General features: G+C 69.9%; 29 protein-coding genes and 1 pseudogene. 10 read left to right on the top strand and 20 right to left on the bottom strand.

Features of this window, described 5'->3' with window-relative positions; all coding sequences use genetic code 11:
- Positions 1–48: 48 nt before the first annotated feature.
- Both ACWF7A_RS15030 and ACWF7A_RS15025 read right to left on the bottom strand, forming a co-directional pair.
- Entirely contained in the window at positions 49–771 is a 723-nt protein-coding gene (locus ACWF7A_RS15030) for an RNA polymerase subunit sigma-70 (protein ID WP_452251018.1), read from the bottom strand.
- An 85-nt stretch (positions 772–856) separates the two neighbouring features.
- Positions 857–1,666 carry a sigma-70 family RNA polymerase sigma factor gene (locus ACWF7A_RS15025; RefSeq protein ID WP_452251017.1) on the bottom strand — a complete coding sequence of 270 codons (810 nt, stop codon included), beginning with the start codon at positions 1,664–1,666 and terminating at the stop codon, positions 857–859.
- Between the two features lie 89 nt (positions 1,667–1,755).
- Between ACWF7A_RS15025 and ACWF7A_RS15020 the strand changes: the two genes are divergently transcribed.
- Together ACWF7A_RS15020 and ACWF7A_RS15015 are read left to right on the top strand one after the other, a co-directional pair.
- Positions 1,756–2,457 (top strand): SDR family oxidoreductase, encoded by a 702-nt coding sequence (locus ACWF7A_RS15020; protein WP_452251016.1) that lies wholly within the window; start codon positions 1,756–1,758, stop codon positions 2,455–2,457.
- A 12-nt stretch (positions 2,458–2,469) separates the two neighbouring features.
- On the top strand, positions 2,470–3,099 hold the full coding sequence (locus ACWF7A_RS15015) for an HD domain-containing protein (RefSeq protein WP_452251015.1): 630 nt from the start codon (positions 2,470–2,472) through the stop codon (positions 3,097–3,099).
- A 52-nt stretch (positions 3,100–3,151) separates the two neighbouring features.
- Here ACWF7A_RS15015 and nusB read toward each other — a convergent pair whose 3' ends face one another.
- The 3 genes from nusB to ACWF7A_RS15000 are packed head-to-tail and all read right to left on the bottom strand — an operon-like array spanning position 3,152 to position 5,245.
- Positions 3,152–3,571, bottom strand: coding sequence for a transcription antitermination factor NusB (gene nusB / locus ACWF7A_RS15010; protein ID WP_090005962.1), 420 nt, complete (start codon positions 3,569–3,571; stop codon positions 3,152–3,154).
- On the bottom strand, positions 3,571–4,140 hold the full coding sequence (gene efp / locus ACWF7A_RS15005) for an elongation factor P (protein WP_452251014.1): 570 nt from the start codon (positions 4,138–4,140) through the stop codon (positions 3,571–3,573). The genes nusB and efp overlap by 1 nt, the downstream gene beginning before the upstream one ends.
- A gap of 31 nt (positions 4,141–4,171) precedes the next feature.
- Positions 4,172–5,245: a M24 family metallopeptidase gene (locus ACWF7A_RS15000; RefSeq protein ID WP_452251013.1), complete on the bottom strand. Its 1,074-nt coding sequence runs from the start codon at positions 5,243–5,245 to the stop codon at positions 4,172–4,174.
- A 35-nt stretch (positions 5,246–5,280) separates the two neighbouring features.
- Between ACWF7A_RS15000 and ACWF7A_RS14995 the strand changes: the two genes are divergently transcribed.
- Positions 5,281–5,688: a B-4DMT family transporter gene (locus ACWF7A_RS14995; protein ID WP_452251012.1), complete on the top strand. Its 408-nt coding sequence runs from the start codon at positions 5,281–5,283 to the stop codon at positions 5,686–5,688.
- Here the strand turns inward: ACWF7A_RS14995 and ACWF7A_RS14990 are convergent.
- On the bottom strand, positions 5,672–6,280 hold the full coding sequence (locus ACWF7A_RS14990; RefSeq protein ID WP_452251011.1) for a hypothetical protein: 609 nt from the start codon (positions 6,278–6,280) through the stop codon (positions 5,672–5,674). The two genes, ACWF7A_RS14995 and ACWF7A_RS14990, sit on opposite strands and share 17 nt — an antisense overlap.
- Before the next feature lie 19 nt (positions 6,281–6,299).
- Entirely contained in the window at positions 6,300–6,665 is a 366-nt protein-coding gene (locus tag ACWF7A_RS14985) for a VOC family protein (protein ID WP_452251010.1), read from the bottom strand.
- Between the two features lie 89 nt (positions 6,666–6,754).
- On the opposite strand from ACWF7A_RS14985, the gene ACWF7A_RS14980 reads away from it, so the two are divergent.
- Positions 6,755–7,738 carry a hypothetical protein gene (locus ACWF7A_RS14980; protein WP_452251009.1) on the top strand — a complete coding sequence of 328 codons (984 nt, stop codon included), beginning with the start codon at positions 6,755–6,757 and terminating at the stop codon, positions 7,736–7,738.
- Positions 7,739–7,750: 12 nt separating this feature from the next.
- Here ACWF7A_RS14980 and aroQ read toward each other — a convergent pair whose 3' ends face one another.
- The 7 genes from aroQ to ACWF7A_RS14945 all read right to left on the bottom strand — a co-directional run bounded on the left by aroQ (position 7,751) and on the right by ACWF7A_RS14945 (position 12,260).
- Positions 7,751–8,179: a type II 3-dehydroquinate dehydratase gene (gene aroQ, locus ACWF7A_RS14975; protein WP_452251008.1), complete on the bottom strand. Its 429-nt coding sequence runs from the start codon at positions 8,177–8,179 to the stop codon at positions 7,751–7,753.
- Positions 8,176–9,288 (bottom strand): 3-dehydroquinate synthase, encoded by a 1,113-nt coding sequence (gene aroB / locus ACWF7A_RS14970; RefSeq protein WP_452251007.1) that lies wholly within the window; start codon positions 9,286–9,288, stop codon positions 8,176–8,178. The genes aroQ and aroB overlap by 4 nt, the downstream gene beginning before the upstream one ends.
- Positions 9,285–9,791 carry a shikimate kinase gene (locus ACWF7A_RS14965; RefSeq protein ID WP_452251006.1) on the bottom strand — a complete coding sequence of 169 codons (507 nt, stop codon included), beginning with the start codon at positions 9,789–9,791 and terminating at the stop codon, positions 9,285–9,287. Before ACWF7A_RS14965 ends, aroB begins: the two co-directional genes overlap by 4 nt.
- Positions 9,788–10,987 (bottom strand): chorismate synthase, encoded by a 1,200-nt coding sequence (gene aroC, locus ACWF7A_RS14960; protein ID WP_452251005.1) that lies wholly within the window; start codon positions 10,985–10,987, stop codon positions 9,788–9,790. Before aroC ends, ACWF7A_RS14965 begins: the two co-directional genes overlap by 4 nt.
- Before the next feature lie 13 nt (positions 10,988–11,000).
- Entirely contained in the window at positions 11,001–11,453 is a 453-nt protein-coding gene (locus tag ACWF7A_RS14955) for a prepilin peptidase (RefSeq protein ID WP_452251004.1), read from the bottom strand.
- A gap of 118 nt (positions 11,454–11,571) precedes the next feature.
- The gene (locus ACWF7A_RS14950; RefSeq protein ID WP_452251003.1) at positions 11,572–12,027 is read right to left on the bottom strand and encodes a PTS sugar transporter subunit IIA; all 456 of its coding nucleotides are present in this window, start codon (positions 12,025–12,027) and stop codon (positions 11,572–11,574) included.
- Positions 12,024–12,260 (bottom strand): glucose PTS transporter subunit EIIB, encoded by a 237-nt coding sequence (locus ACWF7A_RS14945; protein WP_090005969.1) that lies wholly within the window; start codon positions 12,258–12,260, stop codon positions 12,024–12,026. Before ACWF7A_RS14945 ends, ACWF7A_RS14950 begins: the two co-directional genes overlap by 4 nt.
- A gap of 111 nt (positions 12,261–12,371) precedes the next feature.
- Here ACWF7A_RS14945 and ACWF7A_RS14940 point away from each other — a divergent pair, with 111 nt between their 5' ends.
- Genes ACWF7A_RS14940 through ACWF7A_RS14930 form a run of 3 tightly spaced genes read left to right on the top strand, consistent with a single transcriptional unit; the run spans position 12,372 to position 14,701 of the window.
- Complete coding sequence (locus ACWF7A_RS14940) at positions 12,372–13,127, top strand: GntR family transcriptional regulator (protein ID WP_452251002.1); 756 nt, start codon at positions 12,372–12,374, stop codon at positions 13,125–13,127.
- Positions 13,124–14,404, top strand: a complete 1,281-nt coding sequence (locus tag ACWF7A_RS14935; RefSeq protein WP_452251001.1) for a PTS transporter subunit EIIC — start codon at positions 13,124–13,126, stop codon at positions 14,402–14,404. Before ACWF7A_RS14940 ends, ACWF7A_RS14935 begins: the two co-directional genes overlap by 4 nt.
- A 30-nt stretch (positions 14,405–14,434) precedes the next feature.
- Entirely contained in the window at positions 14,435–14,701 is a 267-nt protein-coding gene (locus tag ACWF7A_RS14930) for an HPr family phosphocarrier protein (RefSeq protein WP_170176508.1), read from the top strand.
- A gap of 198 nt (positions 14,702–14,899) precedes the next feature.
- Here the strand turns inward: ACWF7A_RS14930 and ACWF7A_RS14925 are convergent.
- A pseudogene (locus ACWF7A_RS14925) lies at positions 14,900–15,262 on the bottom strand (phosphatase PAP2 family protein); the annotation flags it as partial.
- Positions 15,263–15,493: 231 nt separating this feature from the next.
- Between ACWF7A_RS14925 and ACWF7A_RS14920 the strand changes: the two are divergent.
- The 3 genes from ACWF7A_RS14920 to ACWF7A_RS14910 are packed head-to-tail and all read left to right on the top strand — an operon-like array spanning position 15,494 to position 17,903.
- Positions 15,494–16,168 carry a response regulator gene (locus ACWF7A_RS14920; protein ID WP_452251000.1) on the top strand — a complete coding sequence of 225 codons (675 nt, stop codon included), beginning with the start codon at positions 15,494–15,496 and terminating at the stop codon, positions 16,166–16,168.
- Positions 16,165–17,511, top strand: coding sequence for an ATP-binding protein (locus ACWF7A_RS14915; RefSeq protein WP_452250999.1), 1,347 nt, complete (start codon positions 16,165–16,167; stop codon positions 17,509–17,511). The genes ACWF7A_RS14920 and ACWF7A_RS14915 overlap by 4 nt, the downstream gene beginning before the upstream one ends.
- Positions 17,508–17,903, top strand: a complete 396-nt coding sequence (locus ACWF7A_RS14910) for a hypothetical protein (protein ID WP_452250998.1) — start codon at positions 17,508–17,510, stop codon at positions 17,901–17,903. Before ACWF7A_RS14915 ends, ACWF7A_RS14910 begins: the two co-directional genes overlap by 4 nt.
- Here ACWF7A_RS14910 and ACWF7A_RS14905 read toward each other — a convergent pair.
- From ACWF7A_RS14905 to alaS, 5 genes are all read right to left on the bottom strand, one after another.
- Complete coding sequence (locus ACWF7A_RS14905; RefSeq protein ID WP_452250997.1) at positions 17,900–18,394, bottom strand: DUF6985 domain-containing protein; 495 nt, start codon at positions 18,392–18,394, stop codon at positions 17,900–17,902. The two genes, ACWF7A_RS14910 and ACWF7A_RS14905, sit on opposite strands and share 4 nt — an antisense overlap.
- Before the next feature lie 1,012 nt (positions 18,395–19,406).
- Positions 19,407–20,225, bottom strand: coding sequence for a shikimate dehydrogenase (locus tag ACWF7A_RS14900; protein ID WP_452250996.1), 819 nt, complete (start codon positions 20,223–20,225; stop codon positions 19,407–19,409).
- A gap of 5 nt (positions 20,226–20,230) precedes the next feature.
- Complete coding sequence (mltG, locus tag ACWF7A_RS14895; protein WP_452250995.1) at positions 20,231–21,454, bottom strand: endolytic transglycosylase MltG; 1,224 nt, start codon at positions 21,452–21,454, stop codon at positions 20,231–20,233.
- Positions 21,451–21,939, bottom strand: a complete 489-nt coding sequence (gene ruvX / locus ACWF7A_RS14890; RefSeq protein WP_452250994.1) for a Holliday junction resolvase RuvX — start codon at positions 21,937–21,939, stop codon at positions 21,451–21,453. Before ruvX ends, mltG begins: the two co-directional genes overlap by 4 nt.
- Positions 21,926–24,595 (bottom strand): alanine--tRNA ligase, encoded by a 2,670-nt coding sequence (gene alaS, locus ACWF7A_RS14885; RefSeq protein WP_452250993.1) that lies wholly within the window; start codon positions 24,593–24,595, stop codon positions 21,926–21,928. Before alaS ends, ruvX begins: the two co-directional genes overlap by 14 nt.
- Between the last annotated feature and the right edge of the window lie 13 nt (positions 24,596–24,608).

Here is a 24,608-nt window from a genome sequence, read left to right as displayed (position 1 = left end):
CCTGAGGACGTCGGGGGAGCCACTGCTGCTTTCTGCTGACGCTCCGTGTCAGCGCGGTGCCATCAGCCGGCGGACGTGCTCCCGGTCCGTGATCGCGTGGACGGCGGCGATCCTGCGCTCCCGCACCGTGAACGCCACCAGCGCGACCGGCTGACCGTCCACTGTCGACACGAGACCGGCCTCACCGCCGATGACGGCGGGTTCCACGCACGGCGCCGCCTGCAGCACCGACGCCTTGGGCCCGACCACGCCGGCGCCGCGCAGCCAGATGTCCTCCGAGCGCAGCGTCACGTCGGGGTCCAGCACGTCCTTGCCCGCCAGGAACGCGTCGACGACCTCGCGCTGCCCGGCCAGGTCCACGTCGGACACCGGTCTGTCCGCCACCCGCTTGCGCGCCCGTGCCTCGACCTGCAGCGCCCCCAGCGGCGTGCGGCCGATCAGGGGCGCCACCTCCTCGAACGACTCCTCGAACATGTCGTGCAGCACGTACGCGACGCGTTCGTCGGGGGTCAGCGCGTCGAGCGCGGTGAGCACACCGAGGCCGGGTTCGTGGTTCGGCTCCCTGCTCACCACGGGGTCCGGCATCTGGAAGCCGTTCCTGGCCCGCACGCGGAGCATCGTGAGGCTCACCCGCGCGACCACCGTGCCGAGCCAGCCCGGCTCACCGCTCTTCTCGATCCTGCGGCTCGCCTCGCGCACCGCGTCCGCAGCGTCGGCGAACCGGCCGAGCATGCGGTAGGCGAGCCTGTCCCCTTCCAGCTCACCGATCATCGTTGGTCCCCCTTCACGTCGAGCGCCCACTACGAATAGACACTTCACAGGCGTTCGACGTGACCAGCGACCCCAGTGGTATTGCTCACGGCACAAGCGCGGCCAGCTGCTCCTTGTCCTGGATCACGTGGATCGCGGCGATCTGCCCGTCGAGCACGGTGAAGGCCATGACCGAGAACGGCACGCCGTCCACCCGCGTGATGAAGCCGGCCTCGCCGCCGATGACCGCGAACTCGACGGTCGCACGCGAGGCGAACCGGCGGAACAGGCTCGCGCGTCCCGCGACGGAACGGCCACCGATGACCTCCAGGGCACCGGCACGCAGCACGGCGTCCGGGTGCAGCACCGCGACCAGGCCTTCCAGGTCGCCCTCCCGCGAGGCCTTGATGAACGCCCGCACCACCTCGCGCTGCTTCGGCAGGTCGACGTTCGGCTGCGGCCGGTCCTGCACGCGCTTACGCGCGCGCGAAGCCAGCTGACGGGCCGTGGCCGGAGTCTTCTCGATCAACGGCGCGATGTCGTCGAACGGCACGGCGAACATGTCGTGCAGCACGAACGCGAGCCGCTCGTCGGGCTTCAACGAGTCCAGCACGATCAGCATCGCAAGCCCGATCTGGTCCTTCGCGACGGCCTGCTGCTCGGGCTCCTCCCCCGTCCCGATCACGGGGTCGGGCATCTCGAACGCGTGCTCCCGCCTGTCCCGCAGCATGTTCAGGCACACCCGCCCGACGACGGTGGTGAGCCACGCGGCCGGGTTGTCGATCTCCGTCGTGTCCGCGCGTTCGACCCGCAGCCAGGCGTCCTGCAACGCGTCGTCCGCCTCGGCGAACGAGCCCAGCATGCGGTGGGCGATGGCGCGCAGCCGCGTGCGCTCCTGCTCGAACTGCGCGATCAACGCTTCCCCCTGTGGCCTGGCACACAGCCTGTCACGTTCCCGGGCGCTGCCGGGTCGAGCGGGCAACGGACTCGTTCTGGAGGGTAACCATGAAGATCGTCGTCACGGGTGGAACAGGCACTCTGGGCAGGCACGTCGTCCCGCTGCTGCGTTCGGCCGGAGCGGACGTGACGGTGCTGAGCCGTCACGGCGACATCGCCTGCGACCTGCTCGGCGAGGTCCCGGCGATCGAGGCCGACGTCGTGGTGCACCTCGCCGGCGGGCAGAAGGGCGACGACGTCGCGACCCGCAACCTGCTGGCGGCCTGCCGCGGCGTCCGGCACCTCGTGCACATCTCGGTGATCGGCGCCGACACCGTGCCGCTGGCGTGGCTGCGCACGAAGCTCGCCTGCGAGGAGGCGGTCGAGGCGTCGGGCGTCCCGTTCACGATCCTGCGCGCCGCCCAGTTCCACGACCTGACGCTGACCGTGGTGCGCGGCCTCGCGAAGCTCCCGGTCGTGCCGGTGCCGGGGATGCGGTTGCAGCCCGTCGACGTCCGGGACGTGGCCGCACGGCTGGTCGAGCTCGCCCTGGGACGGCCCGCCGGTCGCGTGGCGGACCTCGCCGGCCCCGCGGTCTACGAGATGCGGCAGCTCGTGCGGGACTACCTGACGACCGCGGGCAAACGCCGGTTCACGGTGCCGGTGCGGCTGCCGGGCAAGGCGGGGAAGGCCTACCGGGGCGGGCAGAACCTGACGCTGGACGGCGACCACGGCACCCGCACGTGGGAGGAGTTCCTCGCCGGTCGGTAGAATCCCGGCAACGTGACAGGACTTCTCGCTGATCAGAACCCGTTGCCGTCCGGTGTGGACTCCCGGCTGCGCGAGCACCTCACGTTCCTGATCGAGGTCGACCGGCTCAAGACCGTGCTGCGCGCGTCCCCTCTCGCGGCGGCGGACAGGCGTGAGAACGACGCGGAGCACTCGTGGCACCTCGCGCTGATGGTCATGACGCTCGCGGAGTACGCCGACGAACCGATCGACGTCGGCCACACGGTGAAGCTCGTGGTGGTGCACGATCTCGTCGAGATCTACGCGGGGGACACGCCGATCTACGACACGGCGCTGGGCGAGAGCCAGCAGGAACGCGAGGAGGCGGCCGCCGACCGGTTGTTCGGCCTGTTGCCCGAGGACGCGGGCCGGGCGATGCGCGCGCTGTGGGACGAGTTCGAGGCGCGCGAGACGCCCGAGGCGCGGTTCGCGAAGGCCATGGACCGGCTGCAACCGTTGCTGCTCAACTGGATGGCCGAGGGCGGGACCTGGCGCACGCCCGGTGTCACCGCGAACGACGTGCGGGCGCGCAAGGCCGTGATCGGCGACGGATCGGCGAGGCTCTGGGAGGCGGCGCTGCGGATCATCGACGAGGGCGAGCGGCGCGGCTGGGCGCGGAGCTGAACGCGCGACGGCCGCCTGTCCTCGCGAGGACAGGCGGCCGTCGGCAGCAGAACTACAGAACCGCGCGGAGCTGGTCCGCGATGACCGCGATCCGGCCGAGCACACCGTTCACGAACCGCGGCGAGTCGTCCGTGGACAGGCCCTTGGCGAGCTCCACGGCCTCGTCGATGGCCACCGCGTCCGGCACGTCGGCCGCCCACAGCAGCTCGTACAGGCCGAGGCGCAGGATCGCGCGGTCGACCGCCGGCATGCGCTGCAGGGTCCAGCCCTCGGCGTGCTCCGAGATGAGGTCGTCGATGCGCGACCGGTGTGCGGTGACGCCCTCGACGAGCGTCACCGTGTAGTCGTTCACCGGCGGTACGTCAGGAGACCCGACGCGCGAGGCCAGCAACGTCACCGCGTCGCTGCCCAGCAGGTCGGCTTCGTAGAGGAAGTCGACCGCGCGCTTGCGGGCCTTGCTCCGAGCACCCATCAGGACTTGTCGCTGATGCGGCCGAGGTAGCGGCCGTCGCGGGTGTCGACCTTGATCTTCTCGCCGGTCGTGACGAACAGCGGGACCTGGATCTCGGCGCCGGTCTCGAGGCGGGCGGGCTTGGTGCCACCCGTGGAGCGGTCGCCCTGCAGGCCCGGGTCGGTGTGCTCGATGACGAGCTCGACCGACGTCGGGAGCTCGATGAACAGCGGGACGCCCTCGTGCGTGGCGACCATGGCTTCCTGGTTCTCGAGCATGTAGTTCGCGGCGTCACCGACGGTCTCGGTCGGAACCGGGATCTGGTCGTAGGTGTCACCGTCCATGAAGATGAAGTCGGTGCCTTCCTTGTACAGGTAGGTCATGCCGCGCTTGTCCACGGTGGCGGTCTCGACCTTGGTGCCCGCGTTGAAGGTCTTGTCGACGACCTTCCCGGTCAGCACGTGCTTGAGGGTCGTGCGCACGAAGGCGCCACCCTTGCCGGGCTTGACGTGCTGGAACGCGGTGACGGTCCAGAGCTGGCCGTCGAGGTTCAGCACCAGGCCGTTCTTCAGGTCGTTCGTGGTGGCCACGGTGGGATTTCTCCTGTGTAGGACGGGGGTGTCAGACGACCACGAGTTCCTTCGTGGTCAGGGTGAGGAGCTCCGGCCCGCTTTCACGGACCACCAGAGTGTCCTCGATGCGGACCCCGCCCCGCCCCGACAAGTAGACGCCGGGCTCGACGGTGACCGCCATACCGGCCGAAAGTGTACCGGCACCCGCCTTCGACAACGCCGGTGCCTCGTGGATCTCCAGCCCGACCCCGTGGCCGAGGCCGTGCAGGAACTCGTTCCCGTGCCCGGCCTTCTCGATCACCTCGCGCGAGGCGTGGTCGACGTCGCTGACCCGCGCGCCCGGCGTGAGAGCGCCGCGGCCCGCCGCCTGCGACCGCGCGACCAGGTCGTACAGGTCGCGCTGCCAGTCCGCGGGCCTGCCGAGCACGAGCGTGCGGGTCATGTCGGAGTGGTAGCCGTCGACGAGGGCGCCGAAGTCGAGCTTGATGAGGTCGCCCGTGTGCAGCGTCGCGTCCGTCGGCGAGTGGTGCGGCACGGCCGAGTTCGCGCCGAACGCCACGATCGAGGAGAACGACGGGCCCTCCGCGCCGTGGTCGAGCATGCGGCTCTCCAGCTCGCGCGCGACCTCGCGTTCGGTCCGGCCCGCCCGCAGGCCGCCGTGCCCGATCAGCGCGCCGAGCGCCCGGTCGGCCGCCGCGCACGCCATCCGCAGCGCCTCGATCTCGACCTCGTCCTTGACCAGCCGCAGCTTCTCGACCAGGCCACCGGCCTTGTGCAGCTCGGCCTTGGTGGCGGCCGCGGTCAGCTCGTCGAGGCCGTCGACCGTGACGTGGTGGCTCTCGAACCCGAGCCTGCCCTTCGCCCTGGCCGCGAGCGTGGTGTCGCACGGCCGGTCGATCAGCCTTTCGAGGTCCGGCACCTGCTTCGCCGACTGCGTGAGGTAGCGGCCGTCGGTGCAGAACACGTCGTCTTCGCCGTCCGCGCCGATGAGCACGGCGGCGTTCGATCCGGTGAATCCGGTGAGGTACCGGACGTTCAGCAGGTTCGTCACGAGGAGCGCGTCCAGGTTCGTGGACTGGAGCTCTCGGCGCAATGCGGTTCGGCGTGCGGCGTACGACGACATGTCTCGCAGAGTACGGCCAGTCCTAAGCTGTCCGCATGAGTCCTTGGTTCGCCCGTGCGTTGTGGATGGGGCTCCTGCACGGAGCCGTGCAGACCGGCGTGGCGGCCGTGGGCGTGCGCAGCCCCGAGGCCTCGTCGGTCCGGCCGATCGCTCTCGGGCTGCTGATCGTGGCCGCGGTGCTCTGGGGTGCCGTCGACACGGTGCGCGAACTGGAGGGGCGCGGCATGCAGTGGTTCATCGCGGCGCTGATCGCCGGTCCGTTCGCCGGTGCCCTGGGCGTGATCGGGTCGGCGCTGCTGGTCGACCAGACCGGGCAGGAGGCGCTGTGGGTGGCGCTGACGGGCGGCGCGGCGTTCACGGCGTTGCTCGTGCTGGCCCCCGCCGGTCTGGGGATGCTGCTGGGCGGGTTCCTGGCCGGGAAGGCCGCTAGTCCGAAGAGCTGACGATGAGCACGTAGCGCGCCGTCGTGCTGAAGTCGCCCGACTGCCCTTGGACCACCATTTCGTGCTCGCCCGGCTTGAGCGGCGGGATCCACGCCCACAGCCCGCACCCCTGTCCCGCCACGCGTCCCTCGCGCTGTCCCACGACGTTGTCCTTGGCGGCCTGGTAGGTGACCGCGACCGGCGTGATCCGCCGCAGTTCCACCAGCTGCCCGTCGAGCGTCACCGAGCCCTTGGCACCGTCCATGAACGCCGCGCAGTTCGCGTCCGTGGAGAGCAGGTTGAGCGCGGGACCGGCGAGCGGACGCCCGGCAGGCACCCGGCACCGGCGGTTCACGGTGCCGCCGAACGTGCCGGCGAAGAACCACACGTCCCGCGGCTGGTTCTCGGCGCACCACTGCCCGGTGTCGTCGACCACGGGGTTGCGGTTCTCCGGCGTCGACGCGGCCCACGTCCACCACTTCGCCTGCAGCTCCTGGTCGGACAGCTGCGCGCTCGTCTCCGTCGTCGTCTCACTGCTGACGGGGGCGGGCCCCTGCGCGGCCGAGCACCCGGCCAGGAGCAGGGCGAACGCGGCGATGAACAGTCTCGGCACGATCGGCATCCTTACACGGTCAGACGCCTACGAGCTCGATTTCGAACCCGTCTTCGTTCTCCATGAACGCGGCGTAGTGGTCTGGTCCTCCCGCGTGAGGATGGCGGTCCGCGAACATGAGCTTCCAGCCCCTGGCCTCGGATTCCCGGGTCAGGCGGTCGACGTCGTGCTTGCTGCCCGCGTGCAGAGCGAGGTGGTTCAGGCCCGCCTTCGTGCGGTCGTGCGGGCCCGTCATGGCCGGGGACTGCTCGGCGACGATGTACGTCTCCTGCTGTTTCCAGCTGACGCCCGCTTCCCAGCGCTGGTGTTCGGTCCAGCCGAGCTCGGTGAGGAGCCAGCCGAGGGTGGCCTCGGCTCGGGCGATGTCGGGTACCCACAATTCCACGTGGTGGAGCACGATCTTCCTTACGTGTCAACGAATTGGCTAGAAATCCATGCCGCCGAACGGGTGGTTCTTCCCTAATATCCCCGCCCATGCACAACGAGTTGACCGGCCGGGTCTCGGGCGCCAGCCTCCAGATCGGGGAGGTGCACGGCGACGTCGTGGTGGACGTCGGGACAGCGACCCCCGCGCCCGACCGCGGCCGTGCACCGTCGAAGGCGCGGAAGCCGAGCAACGCCAGGTTCGCCGTCGTCTACTTCACCGCGGGCGTCCTGTTCATCGTCATCTTCACCGCCGTCAGCACCTCGTGGGGCGGCAGGGCGCCGCAGGCCGAGTCCCACGGGATCCCGCGTCCCGCGGGGGTCGACGACAACGCGCCGATCCAGGTGACCGTGAACAAGCTCGATCAGTGCACGGCCGCGGTGGCCGCGGCCCCGGTCAACTGCCCACAGGCCGTCTCAGTCCGTTCCCCGCGCAACCTCGACTGGTGGCTCGCCAACGACCCAGGCGACGACATCAGCGTCAAGTGGAGCGGCGGCAGGTTCCTCGTCCGCGGCACGGCCGTGATGGTCGCCGACTTCGACCGCGGGACCATTCCGGACCGCATCGTCGACGCGTTCTACTTCGAAGCAGAGGTGCACTGGCGCGGAGCGAAGGCCGAGATCGGCGTGATCCGCCGCCTCAGGTCTGCTCCGGAGTCCGGCCAGGTCACCAAGCAGCGGTACGACCTGCCGGACAGCGACCTCGACAGGGTGACGCGGGCCGGATTCGCCACGTGCACCGCAGCGACGTCCTCGCCAATGCCTCGGACATGCCCGCGCACGTCCTTCACGCCGAGCGTCCCGAAGGTCGCATGGACGCTCGATGGTGATCCGGTCGCCAACGTGTCCAGGCACAGAGACGCGGAATTCGGACTGCTCCGGGTGAGAGGCGACTACTCAGCGGACGCGCAGTGGACGACCACGTTTCCCTGGACCATGCAGCACTCCTACCCTCAGAGCGGCAACTACGAGGCGACGATCGTGCGGAACCCGAACGGCACCCCGCAGTTGCTGGCGATCAAGGAGCTGCCCTGAGAGGCGACGCCGCTACTTCTTGAGCGACAGCCAGCGCAGGGCCAGCAGGTAGCCCTCGACGCCGAGGCCCGCGATCACGCCGGTCGCCACCGCCGAGATCACGCTGTGGTGCCGGAACTCCTCGCGCTGGTGGATGTTCGAGATGTGCACCTCCACCAGCGGCGCCGTGAGCTGGGAGCACGCGTCGCGCAGCGCGATCGAGTAGTGCGTCCACGCCGCGCCGTTCAACACGACCGGGGTGCCGGCGTCGGCGGCCTCGTGCAGCCACCCGACCATCTCGCCCTCGTGGTGGGTCTGGCGGACCTCCACGTCGAAGCCGAGGGTCTTGCCCTCGGCCACGCACATCTCGACCAGGTCGGCGTGGGTGGTGCTGCCGTAGATGAGCGGCTCGCGGGTGCCCAGGCGGTTGAGGTTCGGACCGTTGAGCACCAGGACCTTCACAGCAGCACCGTCCCGCCGGAGGAGGGCTTCTGCTCGGCGGCCACGGCCGAGTACGCCGCGGCGATCAGGGCCGGGTCCGGGCCTTCGAGGCGGCCGGGCTTGGCCAGGCCGTCGAGGACCACGAAGCGGAGCACGCCGGCCTTGTTCTTCTTGTCGACCTTCATGCCCTCCATGAGCTGGCCCAGGGCGTCCGGGTCGTAGGACGTCGGCAGGCCGAGGAGCTCGAGGACGCGCTTGTGGCGGTCCGCCGTCTCGTCGTCGAGGCGGCCCGCCAGGCGGGCCAGTTCGGCGGCGAAGACCAGGCCCACGCTGATCGCGGCGCCGTGACGCCAGCGGTAGCGCTCGCGGCGTTCGATGGCGTGGCCGAGGGTGTGGCCGTAGTTCAGGATCTCGCGCAGGTTCGACTCGCGCAGGTCGGTCGTGACGACGTCGGCCTTGATCTGGATCTTGCGGCGGACCAGGTCGGCGAGCACCTCGCCGGTGGGGTCCAGGGCGGCCTCGGGGTCGGCCTCGATCAGGTCGAGGATGACCGGGTCGGCGATGAAGCCGCCCTTCACGATCTCGGCCATGCCGGCGATGAGCTCGTTGCGCGGCAACGTCTCCAGCGTGGCGAGGTCGACGAAGATGGCGTCGGGCTCGTAGAACGTGCCGACGAGGTTCTTGCCCGCGTCGGTGTTGATGCCGGTCTTGCCGCCGACCGCCGCGTCGACCATGCCGAGCAGCGTCGTCGGGATGTTGACCAGCCGCACGCCGCGCATCCACGTGGACGCGACGAAGCCCGCGAGGTCCGTGACCGCGCCGCCCCCGAGGCCGACGACGACGTCGGAGCGCGACAGGCCGATCTTGCCCAGCACGTCCCAGCAGAAGCCCGCGACGGCCAGGTCCTTGCCGTCCTCGGCGTCCGGGACCTCGACGCGGTGCGCGTCGGCGCCGACGGCCTTGAGCTCGTCGACCAGCACCTTGGCGGTCTCGGCGAGCGTCGGCTGGTGCACGATCGCGATCTTGGCGATGCCGCCGAGGAACTCGACGACGTCGCCGAGCAGGCCGCGGCCGATCACCACGTCGTAGGGCTTCTCCGCGGCGACCCGGATGCGCACGGGCTCGGTCATGCTTGCTCTCCCTTGATCACCGCGTCGGTCACCTGGCCCGCGTCGAGCGAGTCCGTCAGGACCTCGATCGTCGCGACCTCGCGGTACAGCGGCAGGCGCGCGTCGAGCAGCGCCTTGAACGTGGCGCGCGGGTTGATGCCCGTCAGCAGCGGGCGGTTGGACGCGAGCCCGGTGCGGCGCACGCCCTCGGCCATGCCCACGTTCAGGAACACCACGGTGTGCCCGGCGAGGCGCTCGCGGGTCGTCGCGGACAGCACCGCTCCCCCGCCCAGCGCGAGCACGCCCTCGTGCTCGACCAGCGCCTTGGCGACCGCTTCCTCCTCCAAGGCGCGGAAGGCGGGCTCGCCGTCGTCGGTGAAGATGTCCGAGATGGGCTTGCCGGCGAGCTCCACGACGTCCGCGTCGACGTCGCGGAACGGCAGCCCCAGGCGCGCCGCCAGCAGCTCGCTGACGGTGGTCTTGCCCGCACCGGGCGGGCCGACCACGACGTAGCGCGGGCTCACATGCCCTCCCAGCGGGCTTCCAGTGCCTTGAGGTACGCGTGGGCGTTGCGGCGCGTCTCGTCGAGCGAGTCGCCGCCGAACTTCTCCAGCGCGGCCTCGGCCAGCACCAGCGCCACGACGGACTCCAGCACCACACCGGCGCGCGGCACGGCGCAGACGTCCGAACGCTGGTGGATCGCGACGGCGGGCTCACCGGTGCGGACGTCCACAGTGGACAGTGCGCGCGGCACCGTCGAGATGGGCTTCATCGCCACGCGGACGCGCAGGATCTCGCCGTTGGTGATGCCGCCCTCGAGGCCACCGGCGCGGTTCGAGCGGCGCGTGACGCCGATCGGGCCGGTGCCGCGGTCGATCTCGTCGTGCGCCTGCGAACCCCAGCGCTTGGCGGAGGTGAAGCCGTCGCCGATCTCCACGCCCTTCATCGCCTGCACGCCCATGAGGGCGGCGGCCAGGCGCGCGTCGAGGCGGCGGTCCCAGTGCACGTGCGAGCCGAGGCCCGGCGGCAGCCCGTAGACGAGCACCTCGATGACGCCGCCGACCGTGTCACCGGCCTCCTTGACGGCCTCGACCTCGGCGACCATCGCGTCGGTGCCGCGGGGGTCGAAGCAGCGCGTCGGCGACTCGTCGATCGCGGCGAGGTCGTCGGGCGTGGGCAGCGCGGCGTCCTCGGGCGTCTCGGCCTGGCCGATGGACACCACGTGGCTCAGGACCTGCACTCCGAGCAGCTGCTGCAGGAACTGGCGGGCGACCGTGCCGAGCGCGGTGCGGGCCGCGGTCTCCCGGGCGGAGGCGCGCTCCAGCACCGGGCGGGCCTCGTCGAAGCCGAACTTCTGCATGCCCGGCAGGTCTGCGTGGCCGGGACGGGGGCGGGTGAGGGCCTCGTTGCGGCCGGTGGGCTTGAGCAGGCTCGGGTCCACCGGGTCCGGCGACATGACCGTCTGCCACTTGGGCCACTCGGAGTTGCCGATCGTGACCGCGACCGGACCGCCCTGGGTCTTGCCGTGGCGGACGCCGCCGAGGATCTCGACCTCGTCCTGCTCGAAGCCCATGCGCGGCGAGCGACCGAACCCGAGCCTGCGGCGCCCGAGCTGGGCGACTAGGTCCTCGGTGGTCACCTCCACCCCGGCGGGCATGCCCTCCAGGACGGCGACTAGGGCGGGGCCGTGTGACTCTCCAGCGGTGATCCAGCGCAGCACGCTCACGATCCTTTCACAGCGTCGTCAATGCCCAGGTGGCGGCCAGCAACCCTGGCCCGTGAGGCACCGCGCGCCGGCGCCGCAGCGCCGAGATCGCCAGCGTCACCGCGCCGGCGACGGCCGCCGCGGGTAAGAGTGACGGCAACGGGAGTGCCGCGCCAAGACCGAAGGCGAGCTTCACGTCACCTCCGCCCATGAACGCGGGCCGCCAGGCCCGGACGGCGAGGTGCGCGCCACCGAAGACGAGCGCCGACAGCACCGCCGCCCCCAGCCCGCCGACCTGCAGGAGCAGCAGCGACGCACCCAACGGGACGGTCAGCGCGTCCGGCAACCGGTGGTGCCGCAGGTCGATCATCGCGAGCACGATGCCGAACCAGGCCAGCAGGAACGACGAGGGTGGAGCGTCCAGGACGGCGGCGACCGTCCACAGCGAACCCAGCACAGACGCGAGCAGGACCGTGGTCATGGCACCACGGTCCTGCTCGGTACGGCTGAGGACAAATCCGGACCCGTCGTGAACGGACCGTTCACGCACGGCCCTCACAACGCCCAGGTCAGGGCGGCGAACGCCCCGGATCACACGGTCAGCGAGACCAGTCGAACAGCGCGTCGTTCGCCGTCACGTCCACGCCCACGGCGAGGTCGCCCAGCACCTCGGCGGACGCGTCGAGCGCGATCACCGGGCAGATCGGCGCGAACCCGGCCGCCTCGACCTCGGCCGGGTCCCACGTCACGATCTTCTGACCGGCCTGGACCTGCTCGCCCTTGACGACGTGGAGCTCGAAGCCCTCGCCCTTGCGCTTCACGGTGTCGATGCCGAGGTGGACCAGGACGGCCGCCCCGTCACCGTTGGCGACCACGAACGCGTGCGGGTGCAGCGTGACCACGGTGCCGTCGAGCGGCGAGACCACATCGGCCTTCGATCGAACGGGCTCGACCGCCACACCGGGGCCGACCATCGCCTCGGCGAAGACCTGGTCCGGAACCTCGGAGAGCGCGACCACCCGGCCGGCCACGGGGCTGCCGACGCGGAGGCTCACAGCAGGTCCTCGATGTCCGACGCGATGGTGTCCGCCTCCGGTCCGACGACGACCTGGACGACGTTGCCGGAACGCATGACTCCGTGCGCTCCCAACGCCTTCAGGGCCTTCTCGTCCACGACGGAACCGTCTTCGAGCTCGCACCGCAGGCGGGTGATGCAGGGCTCGATCTCGATGATGTTGTCGCGCCCGCCCAGCGCCTCGAGGATCTTCTGAGCCTTCTCGTCAGCCACGTTCGTACCTCTCGTTCCCGTAACAGCGGTTGACACCCGCTCGGTGCGCGGAGCATTCTCCCGCACCAACTGGTCTAGACCGGAAAGTACCACTAGCGAGGAGGTGACCGAGTGAACGAGATCGTGGACGGGCCCAAGCCCAAGCACGCGCAGCTGCGCGAGATCCTGCGGCGGCTGGCTGAACAGGAGCTCGCACCCGGTTCACCGATCCCGTCCGAGCGCGATCTCGCCGAGCGGTACGGAGTCTCGCGCATCACCGTGCGGGCCGCAGTCGGCCAACTGGTCGCCGACGGCCTGCTCACGCGGGCCAAGGGGCGTGGGACGTTCACCGCCAAGCGGCGCTACGACCTGCAGCTCTTCCTGGCTTCGTTCACCTCGGACATGAAGGCGCGCGGGGTCGAACCCAGCACCGAGGTGATCAGCTGCGGCCAGGCGGCACCCGGCTCGAAGGCCTCGCTGGGCCTGGAGGCCGACGAGTACGCGTACCGCGTCGTGCGGCTGCGCAAGGCCGACGGGGCCCCGTTGGCGCTCGAGGCCGGCTGGTACAGCCCGCACGTGCTTCCCGAACTAGACCGATGTGACCTGACCGGGTCGATCTACGAGATCATCGCGACCCGGTACGGCGTCCAGCTCGACCACGCGCGGCAGACCGTGTGGGCCGAGACCGCCGACGCGGAGACCGCGAAGGCGCTCGACGTCCGCAAGGGCAGCCCGCTTCTCGTGTTCAGGAGGGTCGCCAGCTCCGACGGGCGGCCCTGTGAAGACGTGACTTCCTGGTACCGGGGCGATCTCTACCAGGTGACCATGCAACTGGACCGGACCGTCCCGGGTTCCGGCCTCAACTCCGCCAAGGGAGGAACCCGATGAGCACGGACGCCGCAACCGGTGGTCGTGAGATCAAGGGCCTCGCCACGTTGCAACGCTTCGGTCGCAGCCTCATGCTGCCGATCGCCGTGCTGCCCGCGGCAGGTCTGCTGCTCCGCTTCGGTCAACCCGACATGCTGGGCAAGGACGGTCTCGGCTGGAACGCCGTCGCCTCGGTGATCGGTGCGGCGGGCGACGCGCTGTTCAGCAACCTCGCCCTGCTGTTCGCCGTCGGCATCGCCGTCGGTTTCGCACGGCGCGGTGACGGCTCCACGGCGCTCGCCGGCGTCGTCGGCTACGTCGTGCTGACGAGCGTGTTCAAGGCGATGTCGCCGCTGGTCCTCGACCAGCCGACGGACCCGGCCGCCAAGCCCGAGGTGATCAACTACGGTGTCCTCGGCGGTATCGTCGTCGGCATCCTGACCGCCCTGCTGTGGCAGAAGTACCACCGCATCAAGCTGCCCCCGTACCTGGCGTTCTTCGGTGGCCGCCGGTTCGTCCCGATCATCGTCGCCGGCGTCATGACGATCATCGGCGTCCTGCTCGGCCTGGTCTACCCGTGGTTCGACGCGGGCCTGACCGCGATCGGCGAGTGGGTCACCGGCAGCACGATCATCGGCGCGTTCATCTACGGTGTCGTCAACCGCCTGCTGATCCCGCTCGGCCTGCACCACATCGTCAACAACGTCGTGTGGTTCCAGTTCGGCGAGTACAACGACAAGACCGGTGACATCCCGCGCTTCCTCGCGGGTGACCCGACCGCCGGCACGTTCCAGACCGGCTTCTTCCCGATCCTCATGTTCGCCCTCCCGGCCGCCGCGCTCGCGATCGTGCACACCGCGCGTCCCAGCCAGCGCAAGCTCATCGGCGGCATCATGGGCTCCGCCGCCCTCACCGCGTTCATCACCGGTGTGACGGAGCCCCTCGAGTTCGCGTTCATGTTCGTGGCGTGGCCGCTGTACCTGATCCACGCGTTCCTCACGGGTACGTCGCTCGCGATCTCGAACGCCCTGGGCGCGCACGACGGCTTCTCGTTCTCGGCGGGTGCGATCGACTTCATCCTGAACTGGAACATCGCGCAGAAGCCGTGGCTGCTGATCATCCTCGGTGCGATCTACGCCGCGATCTACTACTTCCTGTTCCGCTTCGTCATCACCAAGTGGAACCTGAAGACCCCGGGACGTGAGGACGACGAGTCCCCGGAGGCCGACGAGAGCGTGGTCGGCAGCGCCGGTGACACCGCGGTGCGCGAGACTCGCACCCAGCGCGAACAGCAGTAAGCACAACCAGTTCTACCGAAGGGAATCATCATGGCCGAGCGACGGGTCACCGTGGCCAGCAAGGTCGGACTGCACGCCCGGCCTGCCGCACTGCTGGCGAAGGCCGCCGCCGACCAGCCGGTGACGGTCAGCATCGCCAAGGACGGCGGCGAAGCCGTTGACGCGGCGAGTGTTCTGGGTCTGATGACCCTGGGCGCCATGCACGGTGACGAGGTGGTGCTCAGCGCCGAGGGGGACGGAGCGGATGCCGCTTTGGACGCCATCGCGGAACTGATCGCCACCGATCACGACGAGTGATCCCTGCTGTGAGTGGTCTCGGTCGCCCCGACGGCCGAGACCACTCACGGCCCACCCGAAGTGCAGCACCACACCCGCGGTCACGACGCCGGCCAAGGTCGACGGCGTGGCCTGCGGGTAGCTCACCATCAGCCAGACGCCGCCCACGGCCAGCACGGGCGGCACGACAAGCCCCGCGGTCCACTTGCGCAGCACCAGGAACGCGAGCGTCGAGACCAGCAGCGCCGCGCCGAGCGTGTCGCTGAACCGGTGCCAGCCGAGCGACACCGTCTCCGCCGCGACCGCCCCCGCGCCGATCGCCCCCGGAACCGCCACGACCAGCGCGAACCGCTGGGGCACCGCCATCGTCACCGCGATCACCGACGCCACCGCGGCCGTCGTGTGTCCACTCGGGAAGCTGTTGTGCACCAGCACCGCGTCGTCGTCGAGCGGCGGACGCACCAGCACGTAGAGCTTCAGTGCCTGCGCACCGAGCACCGAACCGCCGAGCAGCACCAACGGCCCGAGTGACTTCTTGCGCGCGAAGAGAACCACGAGGACAGCGGCGACAAGGATCGCCATGTCCACGTTGGACGCCCACGAGCGCTGGAGTGAGAGCTCGGGCAGCGCGGCGTTCTCCGCCTTCTGCCCGAACGACGTCCACACCAGCGCGAAGTACGTGAAGAGGAATCCCAGCAAGCTTCCGGCCATGGGTTCGACACTCCGCGAGCCGCTCTATGGGAACGTCCACGCCGTGTCATGGTTCCGCTACAGATCGGGCGCCGCTGCCGTTTCCCGCAGATAATGACTCTCGTGGCGATGGTGTTGCTGGTGGAGGACGACCCCTCGGTGCGTGAAGGACTCGGGCTGGCGTTGCGCCGCCAGGGACACGACGTCCGAGCAGCGGAAACAGGTGAGGAAGGCGTCGCCAGGCTGCGCGAGTCCCGTCCCGACATCGTGGTCCTCGACATCATGCTGCCGGGCATCGACGGCTTCGAGACGTGCCGGCGGATGCGCACGCACGCCGAGGTGCCGATCATCATGCTCACCGCGCGCGGCGACGACTTCGACGTGGTCGCGGGCCTGGAGGCGGGCGCGGACGACTACGTGGTCAAACCCGTCGAGCCCCGCGTGCTGGAGGCCCGGATCCGCGCGGTGCTGCGGCGGACGATCTCCGAGCCGTCGTCGGTCGAACGGCACGGCTCGCTGGTGATCGATCGGGCAGGGTTGCAGGTGCTGAAGAACGACGTGAAGGTCGCGCTGACCCCGACCGAGCTGAAGCTGCTGCTCGAACTGTCCCGCACCCCCGGCCGCGTGCTGACCCGCCAGCAGATCCTCGAGGCCGTGTGGGAGCACGACTACCTCGGCGACTCGCGGCTCGTCGACGCGTGCGTGCAGCGGTTGCGCGCGAAGATCGAGGACGTGCCCTCCGACCCCGGTTACGTGCACACGGTGCGCGGCTTCGGTTACCGCTTCGGCCCCCGATGAGGTCGTTGTTCCGCGGCCTGCGCCCGAGGCTGATGGCGGCGTTCCTGCTGCTGACGGTCCTCGGCGCGGTAGGAGCCGCGGGCGCCTCCTACGCGACCGCCCGCACGTTGCTGCTGGAGGACGCGCAGGACAACTTCATGAACCCGCTCGTGAAGGACGTGCGCGACTACGCGCACCGCCTGACCGTGCCGCCGGCGCAGGAGGACCTGGACGGCTTCGGCACGTACCTGCGCGGCTCGGCGGTCGTGGTCTACCAGGACCTGCGCTCCGCCACCGGCCCTGATCCGGCGTTCATCCCCGCCGAGATGCGCGAGATGCTCAAGACGAGCCGCACGACCCTCTGGCAGCGCCGCACCGACCTGACCGAGCCGTACGTCGTCGTGGGCATCCCGCTGGTCCGCGAGGACGGCACGCCCACCGGCGTCGAGGTGTGGGCGCTGCTGTACCTGAAAGGCCCGCAGGCGGCCATCGACAGCTTCTCGACCGCCGCCTGGGTCGGCGTCAGCCTCGTGCTCCCCCTGGCCCTCGGCCTCGCGCTCTTCACGGCACGCGGCGTCCTGCGACCGGTCCGCCGCCTCGGCACCGCCGCCCGAGCACTCGGTTCCGGCCGCCTGGACACCCGTGTGGACGAACGAGGCTCCGACGAGCTCGCCGACCTCGCCCGCACGTTCAACCGCGCGGCGGAGCAGCTGGAGGCCTCCCAGGCCGCCTCCCGCCGGTTCGTCGCGGACGTGTCGCACGAACTGCGCACCCCGCTGACGGCGATGAACGCCGTGACCGGCGTCCTGGACGAGGACGCCGACACGCTGCCACCCGACACTGCCGTGGCGGCGCGCCTGGTCTCCGCCGAGACCCGCAAGCTGACCCGCCTGGTCAACGACCTGATGGAGATCTCCCGCTTCGACGAGGGCCGCAACCTCCTGGAGCTGGACGACTGGGACATCGGCACCGCGGTCCGCGACACCCTCGCCGCCCGAGGCTGGACCACGTCCGTGGAGGCGTCCCTGCCAGAAGGCGTGGTCGCGCGCGTGGACCGCCGCCGTCTGGACGTCATCGTCGCCAACCTCGTGGGCAACGCACTGAAGCACGGCGGCGTTCCAGTCCGTGTGACCGTAAGACCAGGCGTCATCGAGGTGGCCGACCACGGCCCGGGCATCCCACCGGACGCCCTCCCCCACATCTTCGACCGCTTCTACAAGGCAGACACGGCCCGCTCCCGTTCCGAGGGCAGCGGACTGGGATTGGCGATCGCATGGGAGAACGCACGCCTGCACGGCGGCACCATCGAAGCGGCCAACGCGCCCACGGGCGGCGCGGTCTTCACCTTGCGCTTGCCCTCGTGACCCTCACGGCCTGCGGCATCCGCCCGACCCCGGTCCTCACCGGAGCCGAGGCCCCGACGGTCTCGTCCCACACGCTGACCATCTACCTAGTCACAGCCGAGCACGACGGCCTGGTCCGCCGCACCCGCACCTACACGGGCAGCGTCGACATAACGACCGCGATGAACCTCCTCCTGGCCGGCCCGAACGACGAGGAGAAGAAACTCGGCCTCACCACCGAACTCCCCACCACGTCATCGAAGGCGGTCCCGATCCAGGACGTGATCGTGATGCCGGAGGACGTCGCACCGCCGACGTCGAAGTGGGCGATGTTCCAGGTGCACTGCACGGCCCTGGCGAGCCGCGCGAAGGTGGCGGGCGTCGCCCCCGTCACGGACGAGTACTGCCCCTAGCGCTCATACACGACGTCTGGGGGTGTGTTGGTGAGGTGGCCGTCGTACGGCCCAACCTTGGTCACGCGCGCGCCGTCGCGGAACACGACCTGCAGGCCGTGTTCGACCTCCCACTCGCACTCGGCTTCCAGGGAGATGTAGACAGATCCGTTGTCGCGCTGCACAAGGACGTCGTGGCGGTCGAAGGTGACGTGGTTCCAGACGTGTGCGGGGCTGGTTATGCGGGGGAAGTCGTCCAGGCCTTCGCCGAAGACTTCGTACATGTGCTGGTAGTAGTCGAAGACTGCTGGGGCAGCCGCTTCCAGCGCTCGGTGGTCCAGAGCCAAGAAGGTCTGGATGGCGGCGTGGAAGTCTTGCGGCGCTTGGTCTTCCGGGTAGCCCTCCACATGGAACTTGAGGGGGATGCCACCGAGGGCCGGGATCGGGATGGGTGCGCTGGCGAGGCCTTCGTAGTCGTCCTCGGTGACCGGGCCCAGGCCGGGGATCTCCATGGGAGCGATCTTAGGCAGGCTTGCGCAGGGGTCCCCTGTGATTTCGGGTCCCCCGCGACCCAACTTAGCCACGAGGTCTGACAGTCCCAGGTGACACAAGCGGCACAGGCGGCACGGGCAGCCGAAGACGAGTCAGGCAGCAAGGGCGGGGCAGGGCATGCGGGCAGGCGGGCAGGCAGGCGGGCAGGCAGGCGGGCAGGCGGGCGGGGCGGTCGGCAAGGCAGGGCGGTCGGCAGGGCAGGGCGGTCGGGCAGGGCGGCCGAGCGGACAGGGGTCGGGCGGACAGGGGTCGGGTTAGGCGGGGCTGCGAGGCGGTTGGGCGGGCAGGGCGGTCGGGGCCTTGTCGTCCATCGCAATGGCGGAGCCGAGGCGTCACTCCAGACGCGTCGGGCAACGGCGAAGCCGAGCCACCCTGCCACCAGCGGCAATGGCGAAGCCGAGGCGTGCGTACCTCTACCAGTCTGGTCAGCGGCGACAAAGGCGGGCACCGCGCGATTGGGGCTTGACCTTGAGGGGCTGGATGCGACCGTGGCAGGAATCGGCTGGGTTCTTATGCCCAGCTTGTAAAGGTCCGATATGGCATCCAGCTAGAGGCTCAAGGTCAAGCCCCAATCGCGATCGTCGCGAAGCGGCGATGCCCCACACCGCCACGTCACGACCCAACCCAGCCACCCATACAAGGCGACACAACGCACGGCAGGCGACCACCCCGCTGGAACGCGACCAGCCAACGCAAGCCGCCCCACGCCCCACGCCAAAGCCCCAAGCCCGCCAAAGTAAAGGAGGGACGCACCGGCGGCCGTGGTGCCGGACCGGTCGGCCCACGCGCCCAAGCGAGGCCTCCGGCAGGCACACCCGTGCGCCCCACCCACCGGTCCCCTCCCAAGGTGAGGGCACCGGCATGCGATGACTCCGGCCGAGTGGCACATCGTCCGCAGCCAAACGAGTCGGACGTAGGGAACCACAGGACGAGCATCGGCCGATACCGAACAACCCGAGATCAAGCCGAAAGTTACGACCGCGCGGTGAGCTCCGCGGCCAGCGCCTCGCGCATGACGTCCTGCGGCGCGGGCATACCGGTGAACTGCTCCACCTGCCCGAAAGCCTGGTGCAGCAACATGTCCAGCCCGGTGGCCAGCCGCGAACCGGAGAGCTCCACGGCCGAGGCGACGGGCGTGGGCCAGGGGTGGTAGATCACGTCCAGCACGTACGGGGCCCGCGCCAACGCGTCAGCCAACGCGACGGTGGCCGCGGCGGGCACGGTCGACACCACCACGTCCGCGGCACCGGCCAGCAAGGCCAGGTCCACAACGGACAGTTCCAGCACCTCGACCGAGACCCCGACCCGAGCCGCGGTCTCCAAGGCCTCGACTGCGCGCAGAGGATCGCGCACCACCAGGGACACCGTCGAGACACCGAGCGAAGCGAGACCGGCCAGCGCCGCCGTCGCCGTCCCGCCGGCACCCAGTACCACACCGTGCGAGCCGCCGGAGAAACCCTTCTCCTGCAACGCCCCCACGACGCCGTCCACGTCGGTGCAGTCGGCGTGCCACTCGGAACCCTTGCGCACCAGCGTGTTCGCCGCACCCACGGCGGCGGCTCGCGGAGTCACGACCGAGGCGAACGCCAGTGCGGCGCGCTTGGTCGGCATCGTGCAGGACAAGCCTGCCCACTCCGGGCCCAGCGACGAGACCAGAGCGGGCACCTCGGCTTCGGTGCACGACAGGCGCGTGTACTCCCAGCCGAGGCCCAGTGCCGCGTACGCGGCGTTGTGCAGGACTGGCGAGAGGGAGTGCTCGATCGGCGAACCGATCACCGCAGCCTTGCGCACCACCACTAGTAGACGCCTTCCTTCTGCGCCTTCTGGTCCTTCACCTGGTGTTCCTCGTAGGTGTTCGAGAAGCACGACGTGCCGTCCGTCTGGCACTTCACGAAGTACTCGATGGCACCGCCCGAAGGCTTGATCGCGGCGGCGATGGCCTGCTGCGACGGCGAGCCGATCGGGGTCGGCGTCAGGCCCTGGTTCTTGTAGGTGTTGTACGGCTGGTTCGCGTTGCGATCCGCGTCGGAGGTGCGGATGTGCGGCTGGTTGTTGCGGTAGTTGATGGTCGAGTCGAACTGCAGCGGCATGGGCTTCGCGATGCGGTTGTAGATGACCTGCGAGACCTGCGCGAAGTCCTTCTCGATGGCTTCCTTCTCGATCAGCGAGGCGATCACGAGGACCTCGTACGGGCGGAAGCCGGTGTTCATGGTGCCGCCGGGAATGCCGGCGCCCTGCAGCTTCTGGGCCGAGGCCACGATGACGCTGCGGATCAGCTCGACGGCGGTGACGCCCGGCTTGACCTGGTACACGCCGCGCATGATCAGGCCTTCGAGGCGGAACGCGGGCTCGGCGGCCTTCACGTCCGCGATCGCCCAGTCCGGCACGCCCAGGGCCACCGGGTCGGTCTGCTCGGCCGCGGCCTTGATCTCGTCCACGGTCAGGCACGTCTTCGCGCCGTCCTTCTCCGTGCAGCTCGCACCCGCGAGCTGGGAGTAGATGCCGGGGACGGTCTTGCCGTTGGCCTGGATGTCGGTGAGCTTCAGGCCACCGACGATCTGCACGGCCGGGACGCGCGTCTTCGGGTCGATCATCTTGGCCACGGCGCTCTGGCCCGACATCTTCGTCTTCATCAGGTAGAAGCCGGGCTGGATCGACGTCACGCGGGCGTCGGTCTTGCTGGCCTGGACGAAGGCGGTCGCGGACGCGACGACGCCGTTCTCCTGCAGGGTCGACGCGATCTTGCTGACCACGTCGCCGTCCTGGACCTCGACGATCGTGTCCGTCTCGCCGGTGCCCGGGAAGTCCTCGAACGACCCGATGCCGCGCAGCTCCTGGTAGCCGTAGTACGCGCCGCCCATGCCGACGGCGAGGATCAGCGCGACGACCAGCCACAGGACCGTCTTCTTGCGCTTCTTCGCCTTGGCCCGCGCGGTCTCACGCTGACGGTCGCGCTTCTTGAGCGGTCGCCGCTCATCCACTTCGGGGTCGGTGAACAACCCGAGATCGTCGCCGCTCACGCCTCGTCCTTTCGGGCGGACACCGAACGTGCCCGTGCGTCCAGCCAAGATTGCAGGATCTCGACAGCAGCGGCCTGATCGACCACGGCACGCTGTTTCTTGCCCTTCACACCGCGCTGCGCCAGCACCCGGCTCACCACGACCGTCGTCAGGCGTTCGTCGCAGAGCCTCACCGGCACCGGGGCGATGCGCCCGGCCAAGGCCGCAGCGTACGCCGTCGCCGCCTCGGCAGCGGGGCCGTGTCTGCCCGCCAACGTCTTCGGCAAGCCGACCACGACCTCTACGACGTCATGCTCGGCGACGAGACGTACGAGCTCCGTGAGGTCGGAGCCCTTCTTCTCGTCACGCTGGAGGGTAACCAGCGGAGTCGCCAGAAACGGGCTCGGATCGCTGAGAGAAATTCCCACGCGAACCGATCCGACGTCGACGCCGAGCCTCCGTCCGAGGCCCGGATCGTCGACACCAGGAACATCAGCGCTGCTCAAGCACCTTGTCCAGTTCGTTGGTCAGGGCCGTGATGGCCTCCGGAACACCGCCCGGGTTCGTGCCACCGCCCTGGGCCAGGTCCGGCTTGCCGCCACCGCGGGCGGCGATGGCCGGGCCGAACACCGGGACGAGCTTGCCGGCGGCGAGACCCAGGTCGCGGGCGGCGGCCGTGGTGGCCACCACGAAGCTGACCTTGTCGCCGTCGGCCGAGAACAGGGCCACCACGCCGGGCTTGCTGCCCAGGCGGTTGCGGACCTCGCCACCGAGGGTGCGCAGGTCGTTGCCCGACACGCCCTCGAGGCCCAGGGCCACGAGCGACAGGCCGCGGATGTCGAGGGCCTTGTCGGCCAGGGCGCCGGCGTTGCCGAGCAGCTCGGCGGCGCGGACCTTCTCGAGCTCCTTCTCGGCGGACTTCAGGCGCTCGACCAGCGACTCGATCCGCTCGGGCAGGCCCTCGGAACCGACCTTGAGCATGTCGGAGAGGTTCTGCACGATGGCGCGTTCCTTGGCGAGGAACCGCATGGCCTCGATGCCGACGTAGGCCTCCAGGCGGCGCACGCCGGAGCCGACCGACGACTCACCCAGCAGGGTGATCGGGCCGATCTGCGACGAGTGCTCGACGTGGGTGCCACCGCACAGCTCACGGGACCACTCGCCACCGATCTCGATGACGCGGACGGTCTCGTCGTAGGTCTCGCCGAACAGGGCGACGGCGCCCAGCTCCTGAGCACCGGCCATGTCGGTGTAGACGACGCTGACCGGCAGGTCGCGGCGCACGGCGAGGTTCGAGACCTCCTCGATCTCACTCTTGGCCTCGGCGGACAGGCCACCGGTCCAGGCGAAGTCGAGACGCAGGTAACCGGGCTTGTTGTACGAACCGCTCTGCAGGGCCGACGGGCCGAGCACGTGCCGCAGGGCGGCGTGCACGACGTGCGTGCCCGAGTGGCCCTGGCGGGCACCGACGCGCCACTCCGGGTCGACGCGGGCCTCGACGTGCTCGCCCTCGCTGACCTCGCCGGAGCGGACGCGCACCTGGTGCACCCACAGCTTGCGGGCGACCTTCTGCACGTCGAGCACCTCGAGCTCGGCGTTGGCCGTGACGATGGTGCCGGCGTCGGACTCCTGGCCACCGGACTCGGCGTAGAGCGGCGTGCGGTCGAGCACGACCTCGACGATGTCGCCCTCGCGAGCCGACTTCACCCGAGCGCCGCCCCGCACGATGCCGCGCAGCGTGGCCTCGGAGGCGAGCTCGGTGTAGCCGGTGAACTCGGTCGGGCCCTGCTCCAGCAGCTCGCGGTACACCGACTGGTCGCCGTGGCCGGTCTTCTTGCCGGCGGCGTCGGCCTTGGCGCGGGCGCGCTGCTCGGCCATCAGCTTGTGGAAGCCGTCCTCGTCGACCGTGAGACCGGCCTCGGAGGCCATCTCCAGCGTCAGGTCGATCGGGAAGCCGTACGTGTCGTGCAGCTGGAAGGCCTTGTCACCGGGCAGCGTGGCGCGGCCGTCGGACTTCACCTCGGCGGCGGCACCCTCGAAGATCCGCGATCCGGCGTCGAGCGTGCGCAGGAACGTGTCCTCCTCGGCCTTGAGCACCTGCTGGATGCGGGCGAACCCGCTGACCAGCTCGGGGTAGGCCTCGCCCATCGAGTCGCGGACGACCTCGGCGAACTGCTGCAGCACCGGCTCGTTCACGCCGAGCAGGCGCGAGGAGCGCACGATGCGGCGCAGCAGGCGGCGCAGCACGTAGCCGCGGGCCTCGTTGCCGGGCGTGACGCCGTCGCCCACGAGCAGCACACCGCTGCGGGCGTGGTCGGCGATGACGCGGAAGCGGACGTCGTCGACCTCGTTCGTGCCGTACTTGCGGCCGGAGAGCTCCTCGGCCTTGTTGATGACGGCGCGGACCAGGTCGGTCTCGTAGACGTTGTCGACGCCCTGCAGCAGGTAGGCGACGCGCTCGACGCCCATGCCGGTGTCGATGTTCTTCGACGGCAGCTCACCGATGACCGGGTAGTCCTTCTTGGCACCACCCTCGCCGCGGATGTTCTGCATGAAGACGAGGTTCCAGATCTCCAGGTACCTGTCCTCGTCGACTACCGGGCCGCCCTCCTTGCCGTACTCGGGGCCGCGGTCGAAGTAGATCTCCGAGCAGGGACCGCACGGGCCGGGGACGCCCATGGACCAGAAGTTGTCCTCGACGCCGCGGCGCTGGATGCGCTCCAGCGGCATGCCGGCGACCTTCTGCCACAGCTCGATGGCCTCGTCGTCGGTCTCGTAGACCGTGACCCAGATGCGCTCGGGGTCGAAGCCGTAACCGCCGTTCTCCTGGGAGTTGGTGATCAGCTCCCAGGCCAGGCGGATGGCGTCTTCCTTGAAGTAGTCGCCGAGCGAGAAGTTGCCGGCCATCTGGAAGAACGTGAGGTGGCGCGTCGTCTTGCCGACCTCGTCGATGTCGGGGGTGCGCACGCACTTCTGGATGCTCGTCATCCTGGGGGCGGGCGGCGGGGCCTCACCGAGGAAGTACGGCTTGAACGGCACCATGCCGGCGTTGACGAACAGCAGGTTCGGGTCGTCGAGCAGCAGCGAGGCGCTGGGGATGTACTTGTGCCCGGCCTTCTCGAAGTGCTCGCGGAAACGCTTGATGATCTCGTGGGTCTGCACGGGAAGTTCCTAA

This window comes from Lentzea sp. NPDC055074 (assembly GCF_053608005.1).
The sequence above is the reverse complement of the archived record's forward strand: the minus strand, read 5'-3'. Positions and strand labels throughout refer to the sequence as shown.

Coding starts and splice junctions, on each gene's coding strand:
- ACWF7A_RS15020 (WP_452251016.1), top strand. CDS start 1,756: ATGAAGATCGTCGTCACGGGTGGAACAGGCACTCTGGGCAGGCACGTC.
- ACWF7A_RS14915 (WP_452250999.1), top strand. CDS start 16,165: ATGAGGTCGTTGTTCCGCGGCCTGCGCCCGAGGCTGATGGCGGCGTTC.
- ACWF7A_RS15000 (WP_452251013.1), bottom strand. CDS start 5,245: ATGTCGTCGTACGCCGCACGCCGAACCGCATTGCGCCGAGAGCTCCAG.
- ACWF7A_RS15030 (WP_452251018.1), bottom strand. CDS start 771: ATGATCGGTGAGCTGGAAGGGGACAGGCTCGCCTACCGCATGCTCGGC.
- ACWF7A_RS14995 (WP_452251012.1), top strand. CDS start 5,281: ATGAGTCCTTGGTTCGCCCGTGCGTTGTGGATGGGGCTCCTGCACGGA.
- ACWF7A_RS14905 (WP_452250997.1), bottom strand. CDS start 18,394: ATGGAGATCCCCGGCCTGGGCCCGGTCACCGAGGACGACTACGAAGGC.
- nusB (WP_090005962.1), bottom strand. CDS start 3,571: ATGGGTGCTCGGAGCAAGGCCCGCAAGCGCGCGGTCGACTTCCTCTAC.
- aroB (WP_452251007.1), bottom strand. CDS start 9,288: ATGACCGAGCCCGTGCGCATCCGGGTCGCCGCGGAGAAGCCCTACGAC.
- ACWF7A_RS14955 (WP_452251004.1), bottom strand. CDS start 11,453: ATGACCACGGTCCTGCTCGCGTCTGTGCTGGGTTCGCTGTGGACGGTC.
- ACWF7A_RS14930 (WP_170176508.1), top strand. CDS start 14,435: ATGGCCGAGCGACGGGTCACCGTGGCCAGCAAGGTCGGACTGCACGCC.
- ACWF7A_RS14980 (WP_452251009.1), top strand. CDS start 6,755: ATGCACAACGAGTTGACCGGCCGGGTCTCGGGCGCCAGCCTCCAGATC.
- ACWF7A_RS14935 (WP_452251001.1), top strand. CDS start 13,124: ATGAGCACGGACGCCGCAACCGGTGGTCGTGAGATCAAGGGCCTCGCC.